The organism is Herbiconiux sp. 11R-BC, assembly GCF_049472555.1.
Taxonomy (GTDB): Bacteria; Actinomycetota; Actinomycetes; order Actinomycetales; family Microbacteriaceae; genus Herbiconiux.
This window is the reverse complement of the sequence record NZ_JBCEBO010000002.1, coordinates 309,517-332,466: the sequence shown is the minus strand read 5'-3', so window position 1 is coordinate 332,466 and position 22,950 is coordinate 309,517. Positions and strand designations below refer to the sequence as shown.

The window sequence follows — 22,950 nt, the reverse complement described above, 5'->3', positions numbered from 1 at the left end:
GTCTGTTCGATCCTTTCGCGGTCTGGCGTGGCTCTCGAAAACGCTATGACACGTTTCAATCGGATGCTAGCGTACCCAGTATTGCCGCGGTTGACACGTTTCAAAATGTCAACAAGGATGTTCCTGCCGCAGCTCGCTGACACGCCGTCGTGGAGCACGCGGCGCGACCGCGTCGCCGCGGCCGTTTCCGGGCATCGCAGTGCCGCGACGAGAAGGAGAACGAATGCCTCGCACCACGCGGGTGGCCCTGGTGGGAACCCTCGACACCAAGGGCGCGGAATACCAGTGGATCGCCGACCGTCTCACCGAACGCGGGGCGGAGGTCGTGGTCATCGACGCCGGCATCCGCCCGCCGGCCGGCTTCTCGGGCCCGGTCGAATTCGATCAGCGCGCCACCGCGGCGGCCGCCGGCACCACGGTCGAGGCGCTGCTGGCCGCCGGCGACCGCGGAGCCGCCGTGACTGCCATGGGAGAGGGAGCGGCGGTGCTCACCGCCGCTCTGCACGCCGCCGGCCGCCTCGACGGCGTGCTCGCCCTCGGCGGAAGCGGCGGATCCTCGATCGCCGCCCGGGCCGTTCGCGAGCTGCCCGTCGGGTTGCCGAAGCTCCTCGTGTCGACGATGGCCTCGGGTGACGTCTCGCCCTACGTGGGCGCGAGCGACGTGACGCTCATGTACAGCGTGGTCGACATCTCGGGCATCAACCAGATCTCCCGTGCTGTGCTCGGCAACGCCGCCGCCGGCCTCGCCGCGATGGCCGACGCCTACCGTGCGCGCGCCGACGCGGCGGCGGATGCCGCCGGCGCGTCATCCGGCGCCGCCGCCGGCGACCGCCCGCTCATCGGCGCCTCGATGTTCGGCGTCACCACCCCGGCGGTGGATGCGGCCCGCTCCCGGCTCGACGAGCTCGGCTACGAGGTGCTCGTCTTCCACGCCACGGGTTCCGGCGGCCAGGCGCTCGAGGCCCTCGCCCGCTCCGGCATGCTCGCGGGCGTGCTGGACCTCACCACCACCGAGCTCGCCGACGACCTCGTGGGCGGGGTGCTGTCGGCCGGGCCCGACCGCCTCACCGCGGCCGGCGCATCCGGTGTTCCGCAGGTGGTGAGCCTCGGCGCGCTCGACATGGTGAACTTCGGGCCCGAGGCGACCGTGCCGGCCGAGCACGCCGGGCGGCTGTTCTTCGTGCACAACCCGACGGTCACGCTGATGCGCACGACCGCAGCCGAGAACGCCGAGCTCGGTGCGCGGGTGGGCGCGAAGCTCGCCGCCGCCGCGGCGCCGACCGTGCTGATGGTGCCTCGGGCGGGTGTCTCGGCTCTCGACGCCGAGGGGCAGCTGTTCGCCGACCCGGTCGCAGACCAGGCGCTGTTCGACGCCGTGCTCGGCGCGGTCGACGGGAGTGCCGTGGCGGTGATCGACTCCGAGCTGCACATCAACGACGAGGAGTTCGCCCGTCGCGCCGCCGACGAACTGCACGCGCTGATCGCCGGGCGCGCATCCGGTGCCGGCCTCGTCGAGACCGCGACCGCCGCCACGAAGGGACTCTGATCATGGACCGCACCACCGCCCTCGAACGTCTCCGCTCGACCGTCGCCTCCGGCCGCCCCGTCATCGGCGCGGGCGCCGGAACCGGCATCTCGGCCAAGGCGGCCGAGGCCGGCGGGGTCGACCTCATCATCATCTACAACTCGGGCCGCTACCGCATGGCCGGGCGCGGCTCGCTCAGCGGGCTCCTCGCCTACGGCGACGCCAACCAGGTGGTGGTCGAGATGAGCCGCGAGGTGCTGCCCATCGTGCGCGACACCCCGGTGCTCGCGGGCGTGAACGGCACCGACCCGTTCCGGGTGATGGAGAGGTTCCTCGACGAGCTGAAGGCCATGGGCTTCGCGGGGGTGCAGAACTTTCCGACCGTCGGGCTCATCGACGGCGTCTTCCGGCAGAACCTCGAAGAGACGGGCATGAGCTACGAGCTCGAGATCGACCTGATCCGGCTCGCCCGTGAGCGCGAGCTGCTCACCTCGCCCTACGTCTTCGACGTCGAGCAGGCCGTGGCCATGACCGAGGCGGGCGCCGACATCCTGGTGCCGCACATGGGTCTCACCACCGCGGGCACGATCGGCGCCCAGACCGCGCTGACGCTCGAGGAGTCGGCCCACCGTGTGCAGGAGATGCGGGATGCCGCGGTCGCGGTGAACCCCGACGTCATCGTGCTCTGCCACGGCGGCCCCATCGCCGAGCCGGCCGACGCCGCCTACATCCTGTCGCACACCACCGGTGTGGTCGGCTTCTTCGGGGCCTCCTCGGTGGAGCGCCTGCCCACCGAACGCGCCATCACCCAGCAGCTGGTCGACTTCAAGTCGATTTCGTTCTCGTAACCACCCCCCCCCCCGATCGCGAAGGAGCATCCCATGACCGACATCAAGACCGCGCAGAACGGCCGACGCCCCGACGAGGTGCCCACCCGCACCTTCGACTGGGGCACCATCAAGTGGCTCGTCACGCCGCACCTCGACGAGGGCGTCGGGCTCACCACCGGCGAGGTCATCATCTACCCGGGCAAGGGGCACGACCCGCACACGCACCCCGGCGAGGAGGAGGTCATCTACGTGGTCTCCGGCGAGGGCGAGCAGACCGTCGGCGACGGCCCCGCCTTCCCCATCCGCGAGGGCGACGCGCTGCACATCCCGAAGGACACCGTGCACTCGACCTACAACACCACCTGGCGGCCGCTGCGGCTCGTGGTGGTCTACACGCCGGGCGGCGGCGAGACCGGGCTCGACGGACTGCCGGATGCGCGCATCCTCGAGCCGGGCACCGCCCCGCTCTGGGCGCAGGCGTAGGCGCGGGCGCGCGGATGCCCGTCTACGAACCCGGAACCTGGCTCAACCCCGACAATCGCCCCGAGTGGTGCGAGATCGGCACCGTGGGGCGCTTCGCGGTGCCCGTCGAGGGCGGCCGTTTCGACCGCCACCACCACGACGACCACGAGATCTGGTTCATCTCCGCCGGCAAGGCGAAGATCCTCACCGACGGAGCCGAGCGCTACGTGCAGGCGGGGGACATCGTGGTGACGCAGGCCGGAGACACGCACGACGTCGTCGAGGTCTACGAGAGCATCACCGGCTTCTTTACCGAGACCGGGCATCCGGCCGGCGGGCGCACCGGCCACCTGCACGCCTCGGAGCAGGATGCGGCGGGGCACGCGGTGCCCGCGCGGCCGCTGCCGGCAGACTTCCCGGCCCGCTGAGCCGGGACCGTGAACTGAGAGGATGAGGCCATGCGCATCGCGGTGACAGGAAGCTCGGGAAAGCTCGGCCGGGCCACGGTGGAGCGCCTGCGCGCCGAGGGGCACGAGGTGCTCGGGCTCGACCTGGTGGGCGCGCCGGGCCCGGGGTTCACCCGGGTCGACTTCGCCGACTACGGGCAGACGCTCGACGCGCTGCTCGGCGTGACCGCCCGGGCCACCGGGTTCGACGCCGTGGTGCACCTGGCCGCCATCCCGGTGAACGGGCTGGTGCCGGATGCGACGACGTTCCACACGAACGTCACGGTCACCTTCAACGTGCTGCACGCGGCCCTGCGGGCCGGCATCCCCACCGTCGTCTACGCCTCGAGCATCACGGCGATGGGTTTCCCTTTCGAGACGCCGCCGCCGTTCCTCCCGGTCGACGAGACGGTCGTGGCCGCGAACAACACCTACGGCCTCGGCAAGGTGGCCGAGGAGGCCATCGCGGCGCAGCTCGTCGGCTGGGCCGAGGGCTTCAGCATCACGGCACTGCGCTTCACCAACGTGGTGGGCCCCGACGAGTACGGCACCTTCGCCCGCGCCGGCGACCCCTCCTACCGTCGTGACCTGCTCTGGAGCTACATCGACGCCCGCGACGGGGCGCTCGCCGTGTCGCTCGCGCTCGCGGCGGCCTCGCCGGGGTTCGAGATCTACAACGTGGCGGCCTCCGACACCGGGCTCACCGTGCCCTCGCGCTCGCTGGCCGCCGGCGCCTTCCCGGGCGTGCCGATCGTGAAGCCCGAGCTCGGGGAGTTCGAGACCCTCCTGTCGATCGACAAGGCCCGCACCCGCCTCGGTTTCGAGCCCGAGCACCTCTGGCGGGCGGAGTACTCCGCCCCCTGACCGTCACCGGCGTCGTCAGTGTGAGCTATCCTCGGCTTCATGATCCTGCTGAGTATGCCAGACGACTACAAGCTCGTTCTTGAGGCCCTGAAAAGCCGAGTACGTGCAGCGCAGATGCAAGCACAGCGTCGTGTCAACACCGAGCTCATCGAGCTCTATTGGGCGATCGGGCACACCCTTGACGTACGGCAGACGGTCGGCAGTTGGGGCACGGGTGTGCTCAACCGGGTTGCAGACGACCTCCGGTCTGAGTTTCCCGACATGAGGGGTTTCTCGCGCTCGAACTTGAAGTACATGCGCGCCTTTGCGCAGGCCTGGCCCGAATCTGAGCCAATTGGCCAGCAAGCTGCTGGCCAATTGCCGTGGGGGCACATCATGGTGCTGTTGGACCGGCTCGACGATCGCGTGGCGCGTGATTGGTATGCGCAGCGCTCCGTCGAGAATGGCTGGTCGCGGTCTGTTCTCGCGAATCAGATCATGAACCGCACGCTTGAGCGCACCGGGAGCGCCGTGAGTAACTTCGACGGTGAGCTCGCGCCTGCCGATTCGGACCTCGCTCGCCAGCTGGCGAAGGATCCTTACGTATTCGACTTCCTCGACCTGACGACAGAGGTGGCGGAGAAGGAGCTCGAGCAAGCCCTCATCGACCGTATGGCGGAGACGCTGCGCGAGCTCGGCGCCGGGTTCGCCTTCGTCGGCCGTCAAGTGCATTTCGACGTCGACGGAGACGACTTCTACCTCGACCTCCTCTTCTTCCACGTCGAGCAGCTCCGCTACGTCGTCATCGAACTCAAGACCGGCAAGTTCGAGCCCGGTCACGCCGGCCAACTCGGGTTCTACGTCGCCCTGGTCGATGACCGCCTGCGCCGGGAATACCACGCCCCCACGGTCGGCATCCTGATCTGCGGCAGCGGCAACGAGCACACCGTTCGCTACTCACTCGGTGGAACGCGTTCGCCGCTCGCCGTCTCGACCTACACCTACGAGTCGCTCCCTGCCGAGGAGAAGGCCGGCCTTCCCACCGCCGACCAGCTGACGGCCGCGCTCGAGTGGCAGACGAAGTAGCGATGTGGACGGCGTTCACGGTCGGGTGGCGAGTTATGAGGTGCACGCCATGCGAGACGGGGGGTGGTGGTACTTCCGCGTACCCGAGCTCGACACCAGCGGGCAGGCGCGCACCCTCAGTGGGGTGCGCATCGAGGCCCGCGACGTGATCGCAACCTGGCTTCGCGTCGACGAGCGCGAGGTCGACGTTACGGTACGCCCCGGCGTCAGGCGCGGAGGGTGAGGGCGAAGGTGGTGGCGGTGAGGGGGATGCGGTAGCGCTCGGGGAGGGCGGGGCCGCAGGAGGCGCTGCCGAGGCCCTGCTGGGCGTGGTCGAGGTTGAGCCAGACGCGGCCGCTGTCGACGAGGTGGTGGGGGTGCGCGGCGGCGTCGAGGGACTCGCTGGTCCAGCGACGCGCGGTGAACTCGAAGAGCGGCGCGCCCTCGACCCGCAGGGTCGGGAGGCCGGCGCCCGAGAGCTCGAGCCAGCGCGCATCCGGCCGGTTGCCGTTCTCCTGCGGAACCACGTAGGGGGTCTGCAGGGCGTCGACGGAGGCGCGGTGCCGCCCCACGCGCGCCGCCGCCCGGCTGTCGGCGTAGGCCTCTCCCGGGCCGGGGCCGAACCACTCGGCGTCGTGGAAACCGCCCGGCAGGCCCAGCCGCAGCCCCAGCCGCGGCGGGGTGGCGTTGAAGTCGCCGACGGGGGTCTTCGTCCAGTGACCCACCGGCTCGAGGAACGCCGTGAGTGCCACACCGTCGGTCCCGGCCGCCTCCCACACGAACGTCGTGCGGTAGCCGAGCGTGAGCCCCGCCGGCCCGGAACGCCCGCGCACCACGAGCCGCCGACCCGCGGCCGTCTCATCGAGCGTCACCTCGTCGGTGCGGTGCAGGATGCGGTCGAGACCGAGCTTGCGCCACACCGTGGCGAGATTGTTGAGCTCGCCTTGCCCCTTGTCGTTCTCGGTGGGGGCGCGCCAGAGGTCGAGCCGCGGGCCGGCGAGCTCGAGCTCCCCGAGTCCGACGAGCTCCCCGCTGGCGCCGTCGAACCGGGCCGCGCCGAGCGCGACCGAGCGCTCGAGCACCTGCGCCGGGGCGTCGGTTCCGGATGCCGGCACCTCGGCTCCCGAGAGCGCCCACTCCCGCGCCACCTCACCGCCGACGCGAGCCTGCGCCCACGCGACCTCGTGCCCCGCGGGTGCCCAGGCGGCCTCGGCGACGAGGCTTGCGCTGACCGTGATCCACAGCTCGCGGTCGCCCCCGTCTGCCGCCGAAGCCCCATCCGCGGCCACCGAGGAGGCGATCGCCGAAGCCAGCCCTGCCGGGAACGCGACCGACACGCTCGCCCGCGCTGCGCATCCGGGAACCGTCACGACCCCCGACGACACCGGCACCCCGTCGCGCTCGAGCAGCCACGCGAAACCGAACGCCGAGAGCCCCACGAAGTCCTGCTTGTTGCGCACGAGCAGGGTGCCCGCTGCCACGTCGATCGCCAGCGACACCGGCTCGATCGCCTTCTTGTACTCCACGAGCCCCGGAGACGGGGTGCGGTCGGGGAACACCAGTCCGTCGATGCAGTAGCTCCCGCCGTTCGGCAGGAAGTCGATGTCGCCGCCGTGCACGAAGGCGGAGACGCCGTCGGGCAGCGTGCGCCGGAACCCGTGGTCGATCCACTCCCACACGAAGGCCCCGCAGAACCGTTCCGAACTCTCGAGGATCGCCTGGTAGTCCACCAGCGACCCCGGCCCGTTGCCCATGGCGTGCCCGTACTCGCAGAGCAGGAACGGCAGCCCGCGCCTCCGCTCGTCGTCGGCCGACCCCGGCGTCACGCCCTCCGGTGTCGGCTCCTCGCGCCGTCCGATGGCGGCGAGGTCGTCCTGCGACGGGTACATCAGGCTGTAGAAGTCCGAGTTCCGGTACGACGGATCGCGCTCGTAGTGGAGGGGCCGGCTCGCGTCGCGCGCCCGGATCCACGCCTCCATCTCGCCGAACGCCTCCCCCGTCATGCTCTCGTTCGCCATCGACCACACCACGATGCTCGGGTGGTTCTTGTCGCGCTCCACCATGCGCCGGATGCGGTCCAGCAGCGCGTCGCGCCACACCGGCTCGGCGGGCGGGTTGCCCTCCCACCCCGCATAGATGAAGCCGTGCGTCTCGATGTCGCTTTCCTCCACCACCCACAGCCCGTACTCGTCGCAGAGCCGCAGGAAATCCGGATGCGGCGGGTAGTGGCTCGTGCGCACCGCGTTGATGTTGTGCTGCTTCATCATCACGATGTCGCGCCGCATGGTCTCGAGGTCGAGCGAACGGCCCCGGTCGGGGTCGTGCTCGTGGCGGTTCACCCCGCGGAAGAGCACCGGCGACCCGTTCACGAGCAACCTCCCGTCCTCGATCGACACCGTGCGGAACCCCACGGCGAGCGGGATGCGCTCGCCGGGCGCCCCGTCGACCCCGGGCGTGCTGAGGGTGCCGCGATACAGGCGCGGCGACTCGGCGCTCCACGGCTCGACCGCCGCGAGCCGCACCGTCGTTCCGGTGGGCACCGCGATGCCCAGCTCGGGCAGCTCGACCAGGCCCGGCGCATCCGAATCGACCCGGAGCATCCCCGAGCCGTCGCGGTGGTCGTAGCCCGCGTGCACGAAGAAGTCGTCGATCGCGCCCGCCGGCCGCTCGAGCAGTTCGACGTCGCGGAAGATGCCGGGCAGCCACCACATGTCCTGGTCTTCGAGATACGACCCCGACGACCACCGGTTCACCCGTACCGCGAGGACGTTGCCGCGCTCGCGCAGCAGGGATCCCACGGCGAACTCGAACGGCAGCCGGCTGCCCTTCGAGTGCCCGAGCTCCACGCCGTTCAGCCACACCGCCCCGCACGAGTCGACGCCCTGGAAGCGCAGCACGCTGCCGGCGGAACGCCAGCCGGCCGGCAGGTCGAAGGTGCGCCGGTAGTCGCCCGTGGGGTTCTCGTCGGGCACGCGCGGGGAATCGAGCGGGAAGGGGAACGCCGTGTTCGTGTAGAGCGGCTCGCCGTGCCCCTCGAGCACCCAGTGCGCAGGCACCCGGATGCCGCCCCAGCCGTCTCCGGCCGGTGTCGGAGTGTCGGCGCCGAACTCCGGCCCGGTGCCGGCTGCGGTCGGCGACAGCCGGAAGTCCCACTCGCCGTTCAGGCTCAGGCGCCCGGCGTCGGAGACGAAGTCGGCGCGCGGCTCCCGGCGGCCGCGTCCGGGAACCGGGTCGGAGACGTAGGAGTGCATGGGCTGTGTTCCGTTCTGCGGTGGAGCGTGTCGGGTGGGGCGGGAGGAGGAGAGGGGAAGGGGACGGCAGGGGTGCGACCGTGTCAGGCCGCGAGCGGCGGCGGCCCCAGGGCTTCGACGGCAGCGAGCAGCGTCGGCGACAGCTCGACGGCGACGAGCGCGTCGAGCTCCTCGAGCCGCTGCAGGCTGGACACGCCCACGACCACGTGGTCGATCGACGGATGCGCGGTGGCGGCGTGCAGCGCCAGCGCCCCGAGCGGCACCCCCGCCTCGGCGCAGAGCCGGCGCAGCTCCTCTGCCCGGCCGAGCACCTCGGGCCTGGCCGGGCGGTAGGCGTAGCTCCGCCGCGCCGGAGAGGCATCGGCCAGCAGCCCGCCGCCGAACGGCGCGGCGTTGAACACCGTGGCACCCTGCTCGCCGGCCGACCGGATGAGCGGCTCGGCCGAGCGGTCGGCGAGCGTGAAGCGGTTGTGGGTGAGCATCGCGTCGAACACCCCGAGACCGAAGAAGTCGCCGAGCTCGTCGAGCGGCCCCGTGGCCACGCCGATCGCGTCGACGAGCCCCTCGTCGCGGAGGCCGACGAGGGCGTCGACGGCCCCGCCTGGGGCCGCGGCCACGACGGGGCCGAGGTGGTGCGGATCGTGCAGGTGGTAGAGCGGCAGTCGCTCGACGCCGAGGCGCTCCAGCGACTCGCCGAAGGCGCGGCGCACCCGCTCGCCGTCGAGCCGGCCGGTGTCGGGGTCGGCGCCGACCTTGCTCACGACCGAGACGCCCTCGGGCAATCCGCCCAGCTCGCGCACGGCGAGGCCGAGCGCTCGCTCGCTGCGCCCGCCGGCGTAACCGTTGGCGGTGTCGATCAGCGGGTAGCCGGCGGTGAGCATGGCCACGGCCAGGTCGACGGATGCGGCATCCGGCTCGCCGTCGTCGCCACGGCCCGCGGGGCCGGCGGTCCCACTCCGGCCGAGCCGGGAGGTGCCGAGCACGATGGAGCTCTTCGCAACGGCGGCGTGTGGTGCCGGGCCCGGCCGGGCGGTGCCGCGCATCCGCTCAGCCCTTGAGCGAGCCCGCGGCGAGACCCGTCATGATCTGCTTGTTGAGGAACAGGTAGAGCACGAGCATGCCGAGGATGTTGATCGAGATGGCCGCGAACAGCGGGCCGTACTCCGTGGAGCCGTACTCCCCACTGAAGTTCAGCAGGCCCACCTGCACGGTGGCCAGCGAGCTCTTGGTGGTGAAGGTCAGGGCGATGAGGAGGTCGTTCCAGACGCTGAAGAACTCCACCAGGGCGATGGTGATGATGGCGTTGCGCATCAGCGGCACACCGATGCGGAAGAACGAGCCGAGCATGCTGGAGCCGTCGAGCGTGGCGGCCTCGAAGACCTCGCGCGGGATCGCCCGGAAGAAGGCGGTCATCATGAACACGGTGAGCGGCAGCCCCATCACGGTGTAGGTGATGATGAGCGGCCAGAGGGTGTTCGTGAGGCCGGTCTTGAAGTACACGGTGAACAGGGGCACGAGGATCATCTGGCCGGGGATCATGATGCCGGCCACGAAGGCCAGCAGGATGCCGTTGCGCCCCTTCCACACCATGACCTCGAGGGCGTAGGCGGCGGCGACGCCGAGCAGGATCATCAGGAACAGCGACGGCACCGTCACCAGCAGGCTGTTGCGCAGGTTGGTGGCGAGATCGCCGGTGGTGAGGGCCTGCACGTAGTTGGTGAGGTCGAAGCTCTCGGGCAGTGCCCAGGTGGGCTTCGAGAAGAACTCGTCCTGGGTCTTGAAGGAGCCCATGAGCAGCCAGAACAGCGGGTACACCTCGACGAGCACGAGCAGGCCGATCAGCACCCACTTGATCGTGCCCACGATGCCGCGGCGGGGGGAGGGCCGGCGGGGTGCGCGGGTGGACGCGGTCGCCATCGCGACGGGAGCGGTCTGAATGGCCATGACTAGTTCCTCGTGATGTCTCGGCGGGCGGAGCGGAAGATGAAGACGGTGACCAGCAGGCACAGGATGGTGAGCACCAGGGCGATCGTGCTGCCGTAGCCGTAGTCGGAATAGCTGAAGACCGTGTTGAACATGTAGAGGGTGAGTGGCGTGGTCTCGGTGCCCGGGCCGCCGCCGTTCAGGGCGAGGATCGTGTCGAAGACCTTGAGCGAGTTGTTGATGCTGAAGATCACCGACGAGAGCAGCACGGGGAGCGAGAGCGGGATGACGATGTGCCGAACGAGCTTGAGGCCGGTTGCGCCGTCGAGCCGGGCCGACTCGAGGGTCTCCTCCGGGATGTCGAGGAGCCCGGCGTAGAGCAGCACGGCGAAGAAGCCCATCGAGCGCCACAGCTCCATCAGGATGGCGACGATGAAGGTGCCGGCGCCCGAGGCGAACCAGTCCACCGAGCCGAGCCCGATGGCGTTCAGCGCCGCGTTGACCGGCCCCTCGTTCTGGCCGACGGCGAACATGCTCCGGAACAGCAGGCCGACCGCGACCGTGGGGATGACGGCCGGGAAGAACACGACCGTGCGCACGAAGTTCGACGCGTTCTTCAGAACGAACACGTAGAGGAGGGCGAGGGCGTAGCCGAGCAGGATCTGCCCGATGGTGATGACCACCGCGTAGAGCACCGTGAAGCCCAGCGCATGGATGGCCTGCGGGTCGTTGAAGAACCGCACGAAGTTGTCGAAGCCGATGAAGGTGAAGCCGCCGAGCGGGTTGCCGTCGAAGAACGACAGGCCGAACGACCAGGCCACGGGGACGAGCTTGATCAGCGTGTAGACCAGGAGCGCCGGACCCAGCAGGATCAGGATCGCCTTCTTGTCTCCGAGAACTCTTTGCACGGTGTTGTGTCCTTTCGCCGGGCGCATCGACGCGCTCCGGCTCGGCCTTCCCGAAGCACCGGTGGCGGACCTCCGCTCGCGCGGGATCCGCCACCGGGGATCGGCCGGGTTCGGTCTACTTTGCCTGGTCGAGGTCCGACTGGAGGAGCGCCATGTAGTCCTGCGCCGACATGCTGCCCGAGATGAGCAGAGCGACGTTGGTCTGGGCGTCCTTGGTGGTCTTCGCATCCATCAGGGCTTCGAACCACAGCACGGTCTGCGTGGCGTCGTTCACGATGCCCTGCAGTTCACCCGTGAGCGGGGGCACGTCCTCGACCGGTGTGTTGAGCTTGAAGCCCGAGATGACGCCCTGGTCCTTCATGACCGCGCTGCCGTAGTTGGTGGCGATGCAGGAGAGCCAGTCGCCCACCTTGGGACCGTAGAGCTTCTGCGAGGTCGCCATCGCGGCACCGGCGTTGGCCGGCCACTGGCTGCTGTCGCCCTTGCCTCCGGCGTCGTTCGGGAACGGCATGAAGCCCACGTTCTCGGCGCCGATCTTGTTCTGCGCCGGGTCGTTGAGGTTGGCGAGGAACCACGATCCGTTGTAGGTCGCGGCGGCCTGGCCGCTCAGGAACTGGGCGTTCGCGGTGTCGGTGTCGCGCGAGGTGATGCCCTCGCCGAAGAGCCCGGCGGCGCCGAGGTCGGCGATGGCCTGGGCGGCCTTCACGTACTCGGGGTCGGTGAGCTTGGCCGATCCGTCCTTGATGGCCTTCATCGCATCCGGGCCGAGGTCGCGGAAGATGTAGTTGCCGATCAGGCGGGTGATGGGCCAGCCCTGGTTGCCCGCCTCGGTCAGCGGCACGACGCCGGCGGCCTTGAGGGTCGTGAGCGCGGCGACGAGCTCGTCCCAGGTCTTGGGCTCCTGGATGCCGTTGGCGGCGAAGAGCTGCTTGTTGTAGAAGATGCCCTCGATGTTGTACTGGTAGGGCAGCGAGACCATCCCGCCGTACACCGACTTGATGGTGGAGACGGCGGCGGGGAGGATGTCGTCCCACACGCCGAGGTCGGTGAGGGTCTTCTCGTAGTCGAGCAGCAGGCCGTTCTTGCCCAGGTCGCCGTCGGGCTTGACCTGAGCGGTGCCGGCGACGAACTGCACGGGCAGGGCGTCCTGGCTGGCGAGCAGGGTGATCTTCTGCACCACATCGGCCTGCGCCACGGTCTGGCTGTCGAGCGGGAGTGCGGTGTTCTCGGCGGAGCACTGGCCGGTCGAGAGCGTGGTGAGCTCGCTCGCGATGACCTTGTTCTCGGCCGGGGTGAGGAGCGAGAAGGCGGTGGCGGAGTCTCCGCCGCTGGTGGAACCACCGCTGTCGGCGCACCCGGCGAGGAGTGCGGCCGTGGCGCCGGCGGCGACGACGAGAGTGGTCAGACGTCTGGTGCGTCGAGTGGGGGGTGTCAGGAACACATTTCCTCCTTGAAAGTGCGGGCTGCGTTTGAAACGTTTCGATTCGAGAGGCTAGCTACATGAAACACCTGGTGTCAAGTGAACGGAGAGACTTCTCATGGTGGCGATTCTCTGAAATTGACACGTTTCAACCTGTGGGGCCAGAATGGCCGCACACGCCCGCCGCCGGGTGTCGAGCCGCACCGAGCGCGATTCCCCTGCGGGCCTCCCACTATTCGTAAGGTCAGAGCATGAGATTGCAGGGAAAGAGAGCCGTCGTCACGGGCGCGGCCGGAGCACTGGGCCGCGTCATCGCGGAGACGCTGGCAGCGGAGGGCGCCGACGTGGCGGGCCTGGACCTCAACGCCGAGGGGCTCGAATCCACCGCCGCCGCCGTGCGGTCGCACGGAACCCGCGCCCTGTCGGCCGCCGTCGACCTCACCGACTTCGACGCGGTGCAGGATGCCGTGGCCGGCTTCGTCGAGGAGTGGGGCGCCATCGACATCCTGCTGAACGGCGCCGGCGGCGGCGCGGTCAGCTACTTCCACGAGATGACCCCGGAGACCTGGAACACCCAGATCGACCGCAACCTCAACTCGGTCTTCAACGTCACCCGCGCGGTGCTGCCGTCGATGCTCGAGCAGAAGCACGGTCGCATCATCAACATCGCGTCGGTCGCCGCCATCGCCGGCGGCCGGCTCGTGCGCGGGGCCACGGCCTACGCCACGGCGAAGGCCGGGGTGGTGGGCCTCACGAAGGCGCTCGCGATCGAGGTGGCCGACTCCGGTGTGACCGTGAACTGCCTCGCCCCCGGCGCGCAGGGCACCAACGCCCGCGACAACGACACCCCCGAGCGCCGGGAAGCCCTGCTCTCGCAGATCCCCACGCGCCTGCTCGGCGAGCCCGAGCACCTCGCGCAGACCGTGGTGTTCTTCGCGGCGCCCGAGACGGTCAACGTCACCGGCGTGATCCTGCCGCTCGACGGCGGCCACTCCATCTGACTTCGCGGATGCGCGGGCGCTGGTGCGCGCATCCGTTCCGAACGGAAAGGACCACCCATGGTCGACAGGCTCGAAAAGGGCAAGGCGAAGTTCAACGAGCTCTACGGGGAGGGGAAGGCCGACGGCCTGGTCGAGATGCAGACCGGGCTCGCGCAGGACCTCGCGCGGTACGGCATCGAGTTCAACTTCGGTGACATCTACTCGCGCCCTGGGCTCACCCTGGCGCAGCGCGAGATGGCGACGATCGCGGCGCTCGTGGCGCTCGGCGGCCTCGAGCCGCAGCTGCAGGGGCACACCCGCGGTGCGATCAACGCGGGGCTCACGGCCACCGAGATCCTCGAGACGGTCATCCACACCGTGCAGTACGCGGGCTTCCCGCGCGCGCTCAACGCCATCCGCGTGGTGACGGATGCCCTGATCGCGTACGGCGTCGAGATCCCGCCCGCGCTCGGCCCCGACAAGGACTGAGGCTCTCCGCGGCGAGCCGCGGCCGCGGTTCCGGGTGCGGCCTGCGGAGGCTCGCGCCGTCACGGGCGGGGCATCCGGGCCGCCCGCGGCGGGCGCGGGGCCTGCCGGGTGGCGGTGCGGATGCGGTACAGGCTCCTCGACGCCGCGATGTAGAGATCGCGGCCGTCGGGGCCGCCGAAGCAGAGGTTGCCCACCTTCTGTGGAACCGGGATGACGGCGACGCGTTCGCCGTCGGGCCGGAACACCTGCACCGAGTCCTCGCTCGAGCTCCAGAGACGGCCGAGCTCGTCGATGCGGAAGCCGTCGGAGACGCCGGGCCGCACCTCGGCGAAGACCCGCGGGTTCACGGCGCCGCCGTCGACGAGGTCGTAGGCGCGGATGTGGGCGCGCCCCTCTGCCAGCTGCAGCGACGAGGTGTCGGAGACGTAGAGCACGCTCTCGTCGGGCGAGAGGGCGAGTCCGTTGGGGTGCAGCATGTCGGTGACGACGGCGGTGGTCTCGCCGGTGGCCTCGTCGTGGCGGAACACCCAGCATCCGCCGTACTCGGCCTCGCCGAGATGGCCCTCGCGGGTGGAGACGATGCCGTAGGGCGGGTCGGTGAACCAGATGGCCCCGTCAGAGGCCACGATCACGTCGTTGGGTGAGTTCAGGCGCTTGCCGTTCCAAGAGTCGACGATGGTCGTGGGCACGCCGTCGATCTCCCGCTCGACCGCGCGCCGCCCGTGGGAGCACTGCACCACGCGGCCCTCGAGGTCGAGGGTGCGGCCGTTCGTGAATTCGACGCCCTCCCGGTGCACCCGGGTCTCGCCGGTGCGGGAGTCGAACTCGAGGATGCGGTCGGCCGGGATGTCGCTCCAGCGCAGGCTCTGCGTCGCCGCCAGCCAGACCGGGCCCTCACCCCAGCTCGCGCCGGAGTAGAGCTCTTCGAGGGTGGCGTCGGGTGCCAGCACGTCGTCGGGATTCTGCGTCACGCGATTCAGCATCGCAGATGGGAGGGCTCGGGAGTCGCAGCGCTGCGGCGCTTCGGCGTATTCTTGAAACGTTTCGATCGAAACGTTTCAGCTGGCTCGGGCACCGCGTGCTCCGCGTCCACGGACCGGCCGGAGCCGGGCGGGCTGTACGGTAGTCGTCAGCGAATTCACGAGGGAGGGCGGCATCGATGGCGAAGGTCGGAATCCGCGAGGTCGCGCGCGTCGCCGACGTCTCGGTGGGCACGGTGTCGCACTATTTGAACGGCACCTCGCCGGTCTCCGACGACAAGTCGCGGCGCATCCAGGCCGCCATCGACCAGCTCGGCTTCGTGCGCAACAACGCGGGCCGTCAGCTGCGTCTCGGGCACAGCTCCACGATCGCCTACGTGGTGCCCGACGTCAGCAACCCCTTCTTCGCCACCATCGCCGAGGGCATCGAGCAGCGGGCCGCCGGCCGCGGCCTCTCGGTGTTCCTCGCGAACTCCAAGGGCGACCAGCCGCGCGAAGACGCCTATCTCGACCTGTTCGAGGAGCACGGCGTGCGAGGCATGATCGTGGCCTCGCCCGGGCAGATCGAGAACCGCCTGGCCTCGCTCAGCGCGCGGGGTACTCCCACCGTGCTGATGGGGCAGCTGGCGAGCTCGCCCAGCCAGCCCTCGATCTCGATCGACGACGTGCTGGGCGGCTACATCGCCACCCAGCACCTGCTCGACATCGGCTGCCGCCGCATCGCCTTCGTGGGCGGCCCGCTGAGCGTGCGGCAGGTGCGCGATCGGCTCGAGGGTGCGAACCGTGCGGTGCGCGAGAGCGGCGCCGCCACACTCGAGGTCATCGACGTCGAGACGCGCGTCATCTCGGCCGGCCATGCGGTGGGCGACGCGATCGCCGCGCGCGACCCCGCCATGCGGCCCGACGGCGTCTTCGCCGTCAATGACCTCGTGGCCATCGGCATGGTGCAGACCCTCATCGCCCACGGTGTGCGCGTGCCCGAGGAGCTCGCGCTCACCGGTTACGACGACATCGAATACGCCGGCAGCGCCATCGTGCCGCTCACCTCCGTGCGGCCGCCGCACGAGGAGTTCGGCGTCGCCGCGGTCGATCTGCTGCTCGCCGTCATCGACGGCGAGGCGCCCGATCCCGCCCACCTCGTGTTCGCGCCCGAGCTCGTCGCCCGTGCTTCCACGGCCCGCTGACCCGGCCCGCGGCACGATGACCCGCGGCAGAATGAATTGTGGCCCGGGAACCCCCACCACCAGGGGTCCCGGGCCACAAACCTGGGGGCCGGCGCGAGGCCGGCGACGCCGGGGAGCCTACGCGCCCCAGCTGGCCTGCGCACCGCCCACGCGCTCGGCCACGATCTTCTCCTGGTAGCCGGAGGCCTTGAACGCCGCGATCGGGTCGCCGGCGAGCCCGCGGGACTCGCGCCACTCGGCGAGGGCGGGGCGCACGTCGGTGTAGAAGGCGTCCATCAGGATGCCGTTGGCGCCGAGCACGTCGTTGGCGTTCTGCGCCTCGAGCAGGGCCGCGCGGTCGACGAGCAGCGCACGCGCCGTCATCTCCTGCACGTTGAGCACCGAGCGCAGCTGCCCCACGATCTTCTCCTCGACGTTGTGGCACTGGTCGAGCATGAAGGCCACCGGGGAGTCGACGTCGTAGCCGCCGCCGCGCACGACCTCGAAGAGGATGCGGAAGAGCTGGAACGGGTCGGCCGCGCCCACGATGAGGTCGTCATCCGCGTAGAACCGCGAGTTGAAGTCGAAGGAGCCGAGTTTTCCGAGGCGGAGCAGCTGCGCCACGATGAACTCGATGTTCGTGCCCGGCGCGTGGTGGCCGGTGTCGAGGCAGGTGAAGGCCTTCGGGCCGAGGGCGCTCACGTGGGCGTAGGAGGTTCCCCAGTCGGGAACGTCGGTGTGGTAGAACGCCGGCTCGAAGAACTTGTACTCGAGCACCAGGCGCTGCTCGTCGCCGAGCGCGTCGTAGATGACCTGGAGCGACTCGGCGAGCCAGTCCTGACGAGACCGGATGTCGCCCTGGCCGGGGTAGTTGGTGCCGTCGGCGAGCCAGATCTTGAGGTCCTGCGAACCGGTCTGGTGCATGATCTCGATGCACTCGAGGTGGTGGTCGATCGCCTTCTGGCGCGTCGCGGCGTCGGAGGAGGTCAGCGAGCCGAACTTGTAGGCGTCGTCCTGGAAGGTGTTCGAGTTCACCGTGCCGAGGTCGACGCCGAGGTCGTTGGCGTAGGAGCGCAGGGCGGCGTAGTCGTCGACCTTGTCCCACGGGATGTGGATGGCCACCTTCGGGGCGAGCCCGGTGTACTTGTTGACCTGCGCCGCATCCGCGATCTTCTCCTCGGGCGTCCGGGGTGTGCCCGGCGTGCCGAAGACCTTGAAGCGGGTGCCGGAGTTGCCGAACGCCCAGGAGGGGAGCTCGATGGCCTGCCGCTCGAGCTCGGAGGCGATGTCGCTGAACTGCACCATTGGAGTCGTTCCTTAGTTCTCAGAATTGGTGAATCGATTCAATGTATCAGAGAGGAAGCTGGTCTTCCAGATGGAAGACCTCTTTCAATTGCAGGAATCCGGTGTCGGGCGAGCCCTCGAGCGCCACGAAGAACTCGCTCATCTCGGCCTGCCAGCGGGCGTTGACCTCGGTCGCCCCCATCCGGGCCTGGGCCTCGGCGAGCGAGGGGGTCTCGAAGTAGCCGATCAGCAGCCCGTCTTCGCGCAGGAAGAGGGAGTAGTTGTTCCAGCCGCTCGCCTTGAGGGCGGTGGCCATGTCGGGCCAGATGGCCGCGTGGCGCTCGGTGTACTCCGGGATGCGCTCGGGCTTGATCTGGAGTTGGAAGCAGACGCGCTGCACGATGGTCCTTTCGATGGGGAAGGGGGAGACGGATGCGGCCGGCGGCACGCGAGGAACGTGCCGCCGGCCGGGTGGTGCGTTCCGGCTTAGAAGTCGAAGTTCGCGATGTTGGACTTGTCGAACACGTAGGGGTCGCCGAGCAGCACGGTGTTGTCCGCGCCGACCGTGTACGAGCCCAGGTCGCCGGCGTCGAACTTGTCGCCCTCGGCGCCCGTGATGGTGCCCTCGATCAGCGCCTTGGCGGCGAACGCGGCCAGGTAGCCGAGGTCGGCCGGGTTCCACAGCGCGAACGCGGTCACGGTGCCGTCGTTGACGTAGTCGCGCATCTGGTTCGGGGTGCCGAGACCGGTCAGAGCGACCTTGCCCTTGTACTCCGAGGTCTGCAGGTAGCGAGCCGCCGCCGCGATGCCGACCGTGGTGGGCGAGATGATGCCCTTAAGGTTCGGGTGGGACTGCAGCAGGGCCGCGGTCTTGTCGAACGAGGTCTGGTCGTCGTCGTTGCCGTAGACGGTGTCGACGATGGTGAGGCCCGGGTACTGGCTCGCCGCGTAGGTCTTCATCTGCTCGATCCAGGCGTTCTGGTTCGTGGCGTTGGCGGAGGCGGAGAGGATTGCGACCTCGCCCGAGCCGCCGATCTGCTTGGCGATCAGGTCGACCTGCACCTTGGCGATGCCCTCGGCGCTGGCCTGGTTGATGAAGATGTCGCGGCAGGCGGCATCCGTGTCGGAGTCGAAGGTGACGACCTTCACGCCGGCCGAGCGCGCCTCGTTGAGCGCGTCGCAGATGGCGGTGGGGTCGTTCGCCGACACGACGAGGGCGCCGACGCCCTGAGTGGTGGCCGTGTTGATGTAGGACACCTGCGCGTCGGGGCTCGCCGTTGCGGGGCCGACCTCCTGGAAGGTGCCGCCGAACGACTCGACGGCCTTCTGGCCGCCCTTGTCGGAGGTGTCGAAATAGGGGTTGCCGAGGTTCTTCGGCAGGAACGTGATGGCGAGATTGCCGGAGTTGCCGCCGGCGGAGGAGCTGGCGCTCGTGTCGCCGCCGCTGGATGCGCATCCGGTGGCGACGAGGGCGACGGTCACTGCGATGGCCGCAACCGCCCCGGCACGGGCCTTGGCCGTGCGGAGAGTGTGAAACAACATCGTTGTTCTTCCTTTCGAATGGTTGAGCCGATGTGATTGCATCGACGGCGGGGGACTACGCCTTGGCTGCGCTGGCTCCCCCGTGTTTCCTTCCCCCGGGCCCGACGCGCTTCGAGCGCAGCCAGGCCAGGAAGCTTGCCGCCACGACCGAGAGGACGAGGAGGACACCGGTGATGATGTTGATGACGTCGGAGGTGACGTTCACCAGTCGCAGCGCGCTCGAGAGCACGCCGATGAGCAGTACGCCGGCGATCACGCCGTGCAGCGCACCGCGGCCGCCGAAGATGGAGACCCCGCCGAGCAGCACCGCCGCGATCACCTGCAGCTCGAGCCCGGTGGCGTTGTCGCCGCGGGCGCTGCCGAAACGCAAGGTGTAGTAGATGCCGGCGATGGCCGACACGGTACCGGTGAGCATGAACAGGATGAACTTGGTGCGGTTCACGTGCACGCCCGAGAAGCTCGCCGCCTCGGCGCTCAGCCCGATGGAGTAGATGCCGCGGCCGAAGGGCGTGAAGTGCAGAAGCACCGCGAACACGATCGCGAGCACGACGAACAGGATGACGACCACCGGGATGGTGGTGCCGCCGATCTTCGCCTTGGCGAGGTCGGTCCAGAACTTCGGCCAGTCGGTCACCGCAGTGGTGCCGAGCAGGCCCACGGCGAGGCCGCGGTAGAGCGCGAGCGTTCCGATGGTGACGGCGAGTGACGGCAGCCCGACGACGGTGATGAGGAAGCCGTTGATCGCTCCGGCCACCGCGCCCACCAGGATGCAGACCACGATGCCGATGCCCACGTCGACGCCCGCCTGGTTCAGGATGCCGAGGGTCACGCTCGAGAGGCCCACGACGCTCGCGACGGAGAGGTCGATCTCGCCGGTGATGATGACGAGCGTCATCGGCAGGGCGATCAGGAGGATGGGCATCACGTCGAGCAACAGATAGCCGAGGGTCACCGGCTGGCTGAAGCCCTTGACGGTGAAGAACGACACGACGGCCACCACGACGAGCAGGCCGATGATGGCCATCTCGCGGGTGAGCAGCACCCGCCGCCAGAGCGGCTGGCCGTAGTCCTTGTAGACGCGCGCCGGGGTGGACGACTGCGCGGGAGTGGGCGGGTTCATGGTGGCGGTGGTCATTTCGTTTCCTCCCTCGCCTCGAGCAGCCGTCGGGATTGTCGGAGCGCCAGAACCCGGTCGAGCACGATGGCGCCGATGATGAGTGCGCCCACGACGGCGCGCTGCCAGAAGTCGGGCACGCCGATGATGGGCAGGGCCCGGTTGATGGTGAGCAGCAGCACGGCGCCGATCGCGGCGCCCCACACGGTGCCCGAGCCGCCGAAGATGGCCACGCCGCCGATCACGGCTGCACCCACCGCATCCAGTTCCCAGCCGCTGCCGGCCTGCGAGTTGACGGTGCCGTAGCGAGCGGCGTACAGCACTCCGGCGAGGCCCGCGAGGGCTCCGGAGGCGACGAAGGCGATGAGCAGGCGCCGCACCACGCGCAGGCCGTACAGGCCCGCCGCTGCGGGGTCGGAGCCGATCGCGTAGAACTCGCGGCCGCCGCGGGTGTTCTTCATGTACCAGCCGGCGACGATCAGCACCACGAGCGCGATGATCGTGAGCAGCGGGATGCTGAGGAACTGCCCGGTGCCGAGCGCCAGGAAGTCCTTCGGCATGTCGGAGGCGTTGATGCGGTCACTGCCGGCCCAGACCACGTTGATGCCCCGATAGGCGTAGAGCGTGCCGAGCGTAATGACGAGCGCCGGCACCTTCGCGAACGCCACCAGGGCGCCGTTGATGAGGCCGAGCAGGCCACCGAGCACGATGCCGGCGAGGAAGACGACGATCATCGGGATGCCCGGGATGTCGATGAACAGCCGGCCGGTGAGGTAGGCGGTGAGGCCGAGCACCGAGCCGACCGAGAGGTCGACGCTGCGGGTGATGATGACCATCGCCTGCCCGACCGCCACGATCACGAGGATCGACGGGGTCAGCAGCAGGTCGCGCCAGCCGTCGGAGGAGAACACGAAGCTCGGGTTCTTCACCGTGGTCACCACGATCACGAGCAGCACGGCGAGCAGGATGCCCGTCTCGCGTGCCCGCACGAACGCGCTGAGGCCGCGCACCAGGGCGGGCTTCTCGCGCGGTGCGCCGGGGGCGGCGTTGGGGGCCGCAGGGGTCAGGGTGGTCATGCGACGTGCTCCTCGGGTGCGTGGGTGGCGGCGATGTCGCCCGGGTTCGCCGCCTGGGTCGCCGCGAACATCACCGACTCGGCCGTCGCGTCCTCGCGCGGGATGTCGGCGGTGATCCGCCCCTCGCGCATCACGAGCACGCGGTCGGCCATGCCGAGCACCTCGGGGAGCTCGGACGAGATCATCAGGATGGCCATGCCCTGCCCGGCGAGCTCGGAGAGCAGGCGGTGCACCTCGCTCTTGGTGCCCACGTCGATGCCGCGGGTGGGTTCGTCGATGATGAGCACGGTGGGGTTCGTGGCGAGCCACTTGGCCAGCACGACCTTCTGCTGGTTGCCGCCCGAGAGCGTGCCGGCCTCGGTGTCGAGCGCGTTCGTCTTCACCTCGAGGCGGCTCGCCCAGACGCGGGCGGAGGCGTTCTCCTCGCCGCTGGTCAGGATGCCGGCCTTCGCGAGCGTGCGGCGGATGGCCATGGTGGTGTTGCGGGCCACCGACGACTCGAGCACGAGCCCCTGCTTGCGGCGGTCTTCGGGAACCAGGGCCATCCCGAGGTTCATCGCCGCCGTGGGGCTGTTCGGCGGAACCTTGCGGCCGTTGATGCGCACGGTTCCCGACTGGTAGGGGTCGACACCGAAGACTGCGCGGGCGACCTCGCTGCGGCCGGCTCCGACGAGGCCGGCGAGACCGAGGATCTCGCCCGCGTGCAGGTCGAAGGAGATGTCGTGGAAGACGCCGGCCGAATTGAGGCCGCGCACTTCGAGCACCGTGCCGCCGATGACGGCCTCCTGCTTGGGGAACAGCTCGGTGACGTCGCGGCCGACCATGCGGCGCACGATCTCGTCGACGGTGGACTCGGCCACCGGGTCGGTGGAGATGTACTGGCCGTCGCGCATGACGGTGATGGTGTCGCAGAGGTCGAAGACCTCGTCGAAGCGGTGCGAGATGAACAGCAGCGCGCGACCCTCGTCGCGCAGGCTCCGGGCCACGGCGAACAGGCGGTCCACCTCGACGCCGCTCAAGGCCGCCGTCGGCTCGTCCATGACGAGCACGGAGGCGTCGAGCGAGATGGCCTTCGCGATCTCGATGATCTGCTGGTCGGCGATCGACAGGCCTTCGGCTGGGCGGTCGGGGTCGATGTTCACGCCGAGCCGGCGGAACAGGCCCTGCGCCTCGGTCTTCATCGCCTTGCGGTCGATGCGGCCGAAGCGGTTCGTGGGCTGGCGGCCCATGAAGATGTTCTCGGTGACCGAGAGGTCGGGGAAGAGCGTGGGCTCCTGGTAGATGACCGCGATCCCGGCGGCCTTCGACTCGGCGGTGGAGCGGAAGTCGACCGACTCGCCGCGCAGCAGGAACTCGCCCGAGTCGCGCTGGTAGAGCCCGGCGATGATCTTCACGAGCGTCGACTTGCCGGCGCCGTTCTCGCCCACCAGGGCGTGGATCGATCCGGACTCCAGCGCGATCGTGCCGGAGCGCAGGGCGACGACGGCGCCGAACGACTTGACGACTCTCGACAGCTCCAGGGCCGGCGCGGTGCCGGGAGCGGGGGCGTCCACCATCTGTCCTCCTCCTTGAGGGTTGCGATCATCCAGGCCGACTCGACCATATGAAGAAACCTGAATCGATTCAAGTGCGATTCAGGTATACCGTAT

The 22,950-nt window shown here is 69.6% G+C and carries 22 protein-coding genes; 10 read left to right on the top strand and 12 right to left on the bottom strand.

Annotated elements, in window-relative coordinates; all coding sequences use genetic code 11:
• The first annotated feature begins 223 nt into the window (after nt 1–223).
• From VD659_RS06625 to VD659_RS06595, 7 genes are read left to right on the top strand one after another with little or no spacing between them, the layout of a single operon-like run.
• The gene (locus VD659_RS06625) at nt 224–1,546 is read left to right on the top strand and encodes a Tm-1-like ATP-binding domain-containing protein (RefSeq protein WP_423260337.1); all 1,323 of its coding nucleotides are present in this window, start codon (nt 224–226) and stop codon (nt 1,544–1,546) included.
• 2 nt (nt 1,547–1,548) lie between these two features.
• Nucleotides 1,549–2,373 carry a phosphoenolpyruvate hydrolase family protein gene (locus VD659_RS06620; protein ID WP_423260336.1) on the top strand — a complete coding sequence of 275 codons (825 nt, stop codon included), beginning with the start codon at nt 1,549–1,551 and terminating at the stop codon, nt 2,371–2,373.
• 33 nt (nt 2,374–2,406) lie between these two features.
• Nucleotides 2,407–2,838 carry a cupin domain-containing protein gene (locus VD659_RS06615; protein ID WP_423260335.1) on the top strand — a complete coding sequence of 144 codons (432 nt, stop codon included), beginning with the start codon at nt 2,407–2,409 and terminating at the stop codon, nt 2,836–2,838.
• Between the two features lie 14 nt (nt 2,839–2,852).
• Nucleotides 2,853–3,245: an AraC family ligand binding domain-containing protein gene (locus tag VD659_RS06610; protein WP_423260334.1), complete on the top strand. Its 393-nt coding sequence runs from the start codon at nt 2,853–2,855 to the stop codon at nt 3,243–3,245.
• A 30-nt stretch (nt 3,246–3,275) separates the two neighbouring features.
• On the top strand, nt 3,276–4,127 hold the full coding sequence (locus VD659_RS06605; RefSeq protein ID WP_423260333.1) for an NAD-dependent epimerase/dehydratase family protein: 852 nt from the start codon (nt 3,276–3,278) through the stop codon (nt 4,125–4,127).
• Between the two features lie 39 nt (nt 4,128–4,166).
• On the top strand, nt 4,167–5,192 hold the full coding sequence (locus tag VD659_RS06600) for a PDDEXK nuclease domain-containing protein (protein ID WP_423260332.1): 1,026 nt from the start codon (nt 4,167–4,169) through the stop codon (nt 5,190–5,192).
• A gap of 49 nt (nt 5,193–5,241) precedes the next feature.
• On the top strand, nt 5,242–5,415 hold the full coding sequence (locus VD659_RS06595; RefSeq protein ID WP_423260331.1) for a hypothetical protein: 174 nt from the start codon (nt 5,242–5,244) through the stop codon (nt 5,413–5,415).
• Here the strand turns inward: VD659_RS06595 and VD659_RS06590 are convergent.
• From VD659_RS06590 to VD659_RS06570, 5 genes are all read right to left on the bottom strand, one after another.
• On the bottom strand, nt 5,399–8,422 hold the full coding sequence (locus VD659_RS06590; RefSeq protein ID WP_423260330.1) for a glycoside hydrolase family 2 TIM barrel-domain containing protein: 3,024 nt from the start codon (nt 8,420–8,422) through the stop codon (nt 5,399–5,401). The genes VD659_RS06595 and VD659_RS06590 overlap by 17 nt on opposite strands.
• Nucleotides 8,423–8,505: 83 nt before the next feature.
• On the bottom strand, nt 8,506–9,465 hold the full coding sequence (locus tag VD659_RS06585) for an aldo/keto reductase (RefSeq protein WP_423260329.1): 960 nt from the start codon (nt 9,463–9,465) through the stop codon (nt 8,506–8,508).
• A 4-nt stretch (nt 9,466–9,469) separates the two neighbouring features.
• Nucleotides 9,470–10,366: a carbohydrate ABC transporter permease gene (locus VD659_RS06580; RefSeq protein ID WP_423260328.1), complete on the bottom strand. Its 897-nt coding sequence runs from the start codon at nt 10,364–10,366 to the stop codon at nt 9,470–9,472.
• Between the two features lie 2 nt (nt 10,367–10,368).
• Nucleotides 10,369–11,253 (bottom strand): carbohydrate ABC transporter permease, encoded by an 885-nt coding sequence (locus VD659_RS06575; RefSeq protein ID WP_423260327.1) that lies wholly within the window; start codon nt 11,251–11,253, stop codon nt 10,369–10,371.
• 115 nt (nt 11,254–11,368) lie between these two features.
• Nucleotides 11,369–12,694, bottom strand: a complete 1,326-nt coding sequence (locus VD659_RS06570; RefSeq protein WP_423260326.1) for an ABC transporter substrate-binding protein — start codon at nt 12,692–12,694, stop codon at nt 11,369–11,371.
• A gap of 230 nt (nt 12,695–12,924) precedes the next feature.
• Between VD659_RS06570 and VD659_RS06565 the strand changes: the two genes are divergently transcribed.
• Both VD659_RS06565 and VD659_RS06560 read left to right on the top strand, forming a co-directional pair.
• A complete protein-coding gene (locus VD659_RS06565; RefSeq protein ID WP_137838424.1) occupies nt 12,925–13,674 on the top strand; it encodes an SDR family oxidoreductase in 750 nt (249 codons plus the stop codon).
• 57 nt (nt 13,675–13,731) lie between these two features.
• The gene (locus VD659_RS06560) at nt 13,732–14,142 is read left to right on the top strand and encodes a carboxymuconolactone decarboxylase family protein (protein ID WP_423260325.1); all 411 of its coding nucleotides are present in this window, start codon (nt 13,732–13,734) and stop codon (nt 14,140–14,142) included.
• Nucleotides 14,143–14,201: 59 nt separating this feature from the next.
• Here the strand turns inward: VD659_RS06560 and VD659_RS06555 are convergent, their stop codons facing one another.
• On the bottom strand, nt 14,202–15,113 hold the full coding sequence (locus tag VD659_RS06555) for an SMP-30/gluconolactonase/LRE family protein (RefSeq protein ID WP_423260324.1): 912 nt from the start codon (nt 15,111–15,113) through the stop codon (nt 14,202–14,204).
• A gap of 188 nt (nt 15,114–15,301) precedes the next feature.
• Between VD659_RS06555 and VD659_RS06550 the strand changes: the two genes are divergently transcribed.
• Nucleotides 15,302–16,306: a LacI family DNA-binding transcriptional regulator gene (locus tag VD659_RS06550; RefSeq protein ID WP_423260323.1), complete on the top strand. Its 1,005-nt coding sequence runs from the start codon at nt 15,302–15,304 to the stop codon at nt 16,304–16,306.
• Nucleotides 16,307–16,423: 117 nt separating this feature from the next.
• On the opposite strand, the gene rhaI is transcribed toward VD659_RS06550, so the two are convergent.
• Genes rhaI through VD659_RS06520 form a run of 6 tightly spaced genes read right to left on the bottom strand, consistent with a single transcriptional unit; the run spans nt 16,424 to nt 22,857 of the window.
• A complete protein-coding gene (gene rhaI, locus VD659_RS06545; protein ID WP_423260322.1) occupies nt 16,424–17,590 on the bottom strand; it encodes an L-rhamnose isomerase in 1,167 nt (388 codons plus the stop codon).
• 46 nt (nt 17,591–17,636) lie between these two features.
• Entirely contained in the window at nt 17,637–18,017 is a 381-nt protein-coding gene (locus VD659_RS06540; protein WP_423260321.1) for an L-rhamnose mutarotase, read from the bottom strand.
• Nucleotides 18,018–18,055: 38 nt separating this feature from the next.
• Nucleotides 18,056–19,111 (bottom strand): rhamnose ABC transporter substrate-binding protein, encoded by a 1,056-nt coding sequence (gene rhaS, locus VD659_RS06535; protein WP_423260320.1) that lies wholly within the window; start codon nt 19,109–19,111, stop codon nt 18,056–18,058.
• A 55-nt stretch (nt 19,112–19,166) separates the two neighbouring features.
• Nucleotides 19,167–20,246, bottom strand: coding sequence for an ABC transporter permease (locus VD659_RS06530; protein WP_423260319.1), 1,080 nt, complete (start codon nt 20,244–20,246; stop codon nt 19,167–19,169).
• Nucleotides 20,243–21,301: an ABC transporter permease gene (locus tag VD659_RS06525; RefSeq protein ID WP_423260318.1), complete on the bottom strand. Its 1,059-nt coding sequence runs from the start codon at nt 21,299–21,301 to the stop codon at nt 20,243–20,245. The genes VD659_RS06530 and VD659_RS06525 overlap by 4 nt, the downstream gene beginning before the upstream one ends.
• Nucleotides 21,298–22,857, bottom strand: coding sequence for a sugar ABC transporter ATP-binding protein (locus VD659_RS06520; RefSeq protein ID WP_423260317.1), 1,560 nt, complete (start codon nt 22,855–22,857; stop codon nt 21,298–21,300). Before VD659_RS06520 ends, VD659_RS06525 begins: the two co-directional genes overlap by 4 nt.
• Nucleotides 22,858–22,950 lie beyond the last annotated feature (93 nt).

What these genes read in the sequence shown, in the direction of transcription:
- VD659_RS06625 (WP_423260337.1), top strand. Translation starts at nt 224, where the DNA reads ATGCCTCGCACCACGCGGGTGGCCCTGGTGGGAACCCTCGACACCAAG.
- VD659_RS06620 (WP_423260336.1), top strand. Translation starts at nt 1,549, where the DNA reads ATGGACCGCACCACCGCCCTCGAACGTCTCCGCTCGACCGTCGCCTCC.
- VD659_RS06615 (WP_423260335.1), top strand. Translation starts at nt 2,407, where the DNA reads ATGACCGACATCAAGACCGCGCAGAACGGCCGACGCCCCGACGAGGTG.
- VD659_RS06610 (WP_423260334.1), top strand. Translation starts at nt 2,853, where the DNA reads ATGCCCGTCTACGAACCCGGAACCTGGCTCAACCCCGACAATCGCCCC.
- VD659_RS06605 (WP_423260333.1), top strand. Translation starts at nt 3,276, where the DNA reads ATGCGCATCGCGGTGACAGGAAGCTCGGGAAAGCTCGGCCGGGCCACG.
- VD659_RS06600 (WP_423260332.1), top strand. Translation starts at nt 4,167, where the DNA reads ATGATCCTGCTGAGTATGCCAGACGACTACAAGCTCGTTCTTGAGGCC.
- VD659_RS06595 (WP_423260331.1), top strand. Translation starts at nt 5,242, where the DNA reads ATGCGAGACGGGGGGTGGTGGTACTTCCGCGTACCCGAGCTCGACACC.
- VD659_RS06590 (WP_423260330.1), bottom strand. Translation starts at nt 8,422, where the DNA reads ATGCACTCCTACGTCTCCGACCCGGTTCCCGGACGCGGCCGCCGGGAG.
- VD659_RS06585 (WP_423260329.1), bottom strand. Translation starts at nt 9,465, where the DNA reads ATGCGCGGCACCGCCCGGCCGGGCCCGGCACCACACGCCGCCGTTGCG.
- VD659_RS06580 (WP_423260328.1), bottom strand. Translation starts at nt 10,366, where the DNA reads ATGGCCATTCAGACCGCTCCCGTCGCGATGGCGACCGCGTCCACCCGC.
- VD659_RS06565 (WP_137838424.1), top strand. Translation starts at nt 12,925, where the DNA reads ATGAGATTGCAGGGAAAGAGAGCCGTCGTCACGGGCGCGGCCGGAGCA.
- VD659_RS06560 (WP_423260325.1), top strand. Translation starts at nt 13,732, where the DNA reads ATGGTCGACAGGCTCGAAAAGGGCAAGGCGAAGTTCAACGAGCTCTAC.
- VD659_RS06550 (WP_423260323.1), top strand. Translation starts at nt 15,302, where the DNA reads ATGGCGAAGGTCGGAATCCGCGAGGTCGCGCGCGTCGCCGACGTCTCG.
- rhaI (WP_423260322.1), bottom strand. Translation starts at nt 17,590, where the DNA reads ATGGTGCAGTTCAGCGACATCGCCTCCGAGCTCGAGCGGCAGGCCATC.
- rhaS (WP_423260320.1), bottom strand. Translation starts at nt 19,111, where the DNA reads ATGTTGTTTCACACTCTCCGCACGGCCAAGGCCCGTGCCGGGGCGGTT.
- VD659_RS06530 (WP_423260319.1), bottom strand. Translation starts at nt 20,246, where the DNA reads ATGACCACCGCCACCATGAACCCGCCCACTCCCGCGCAGTCGTCCACC.
- VD659_RS06525 (WP_423260318.1), bottom strand. Translation starts at nt 21,301, where the DNA reads ATGACCACCCTGACCCCTGCGGCCCCCAACGCCGCCCCCGGCGCACCG.
- VD659_RS06520 (WP_423260317.1), bottom strand. Translation starts at nt 22,857, where the DNA reads ATGGTGGACGCCCCCGCTCCCGGCACCGCGCCGGCCCTGGAGCTGTCG.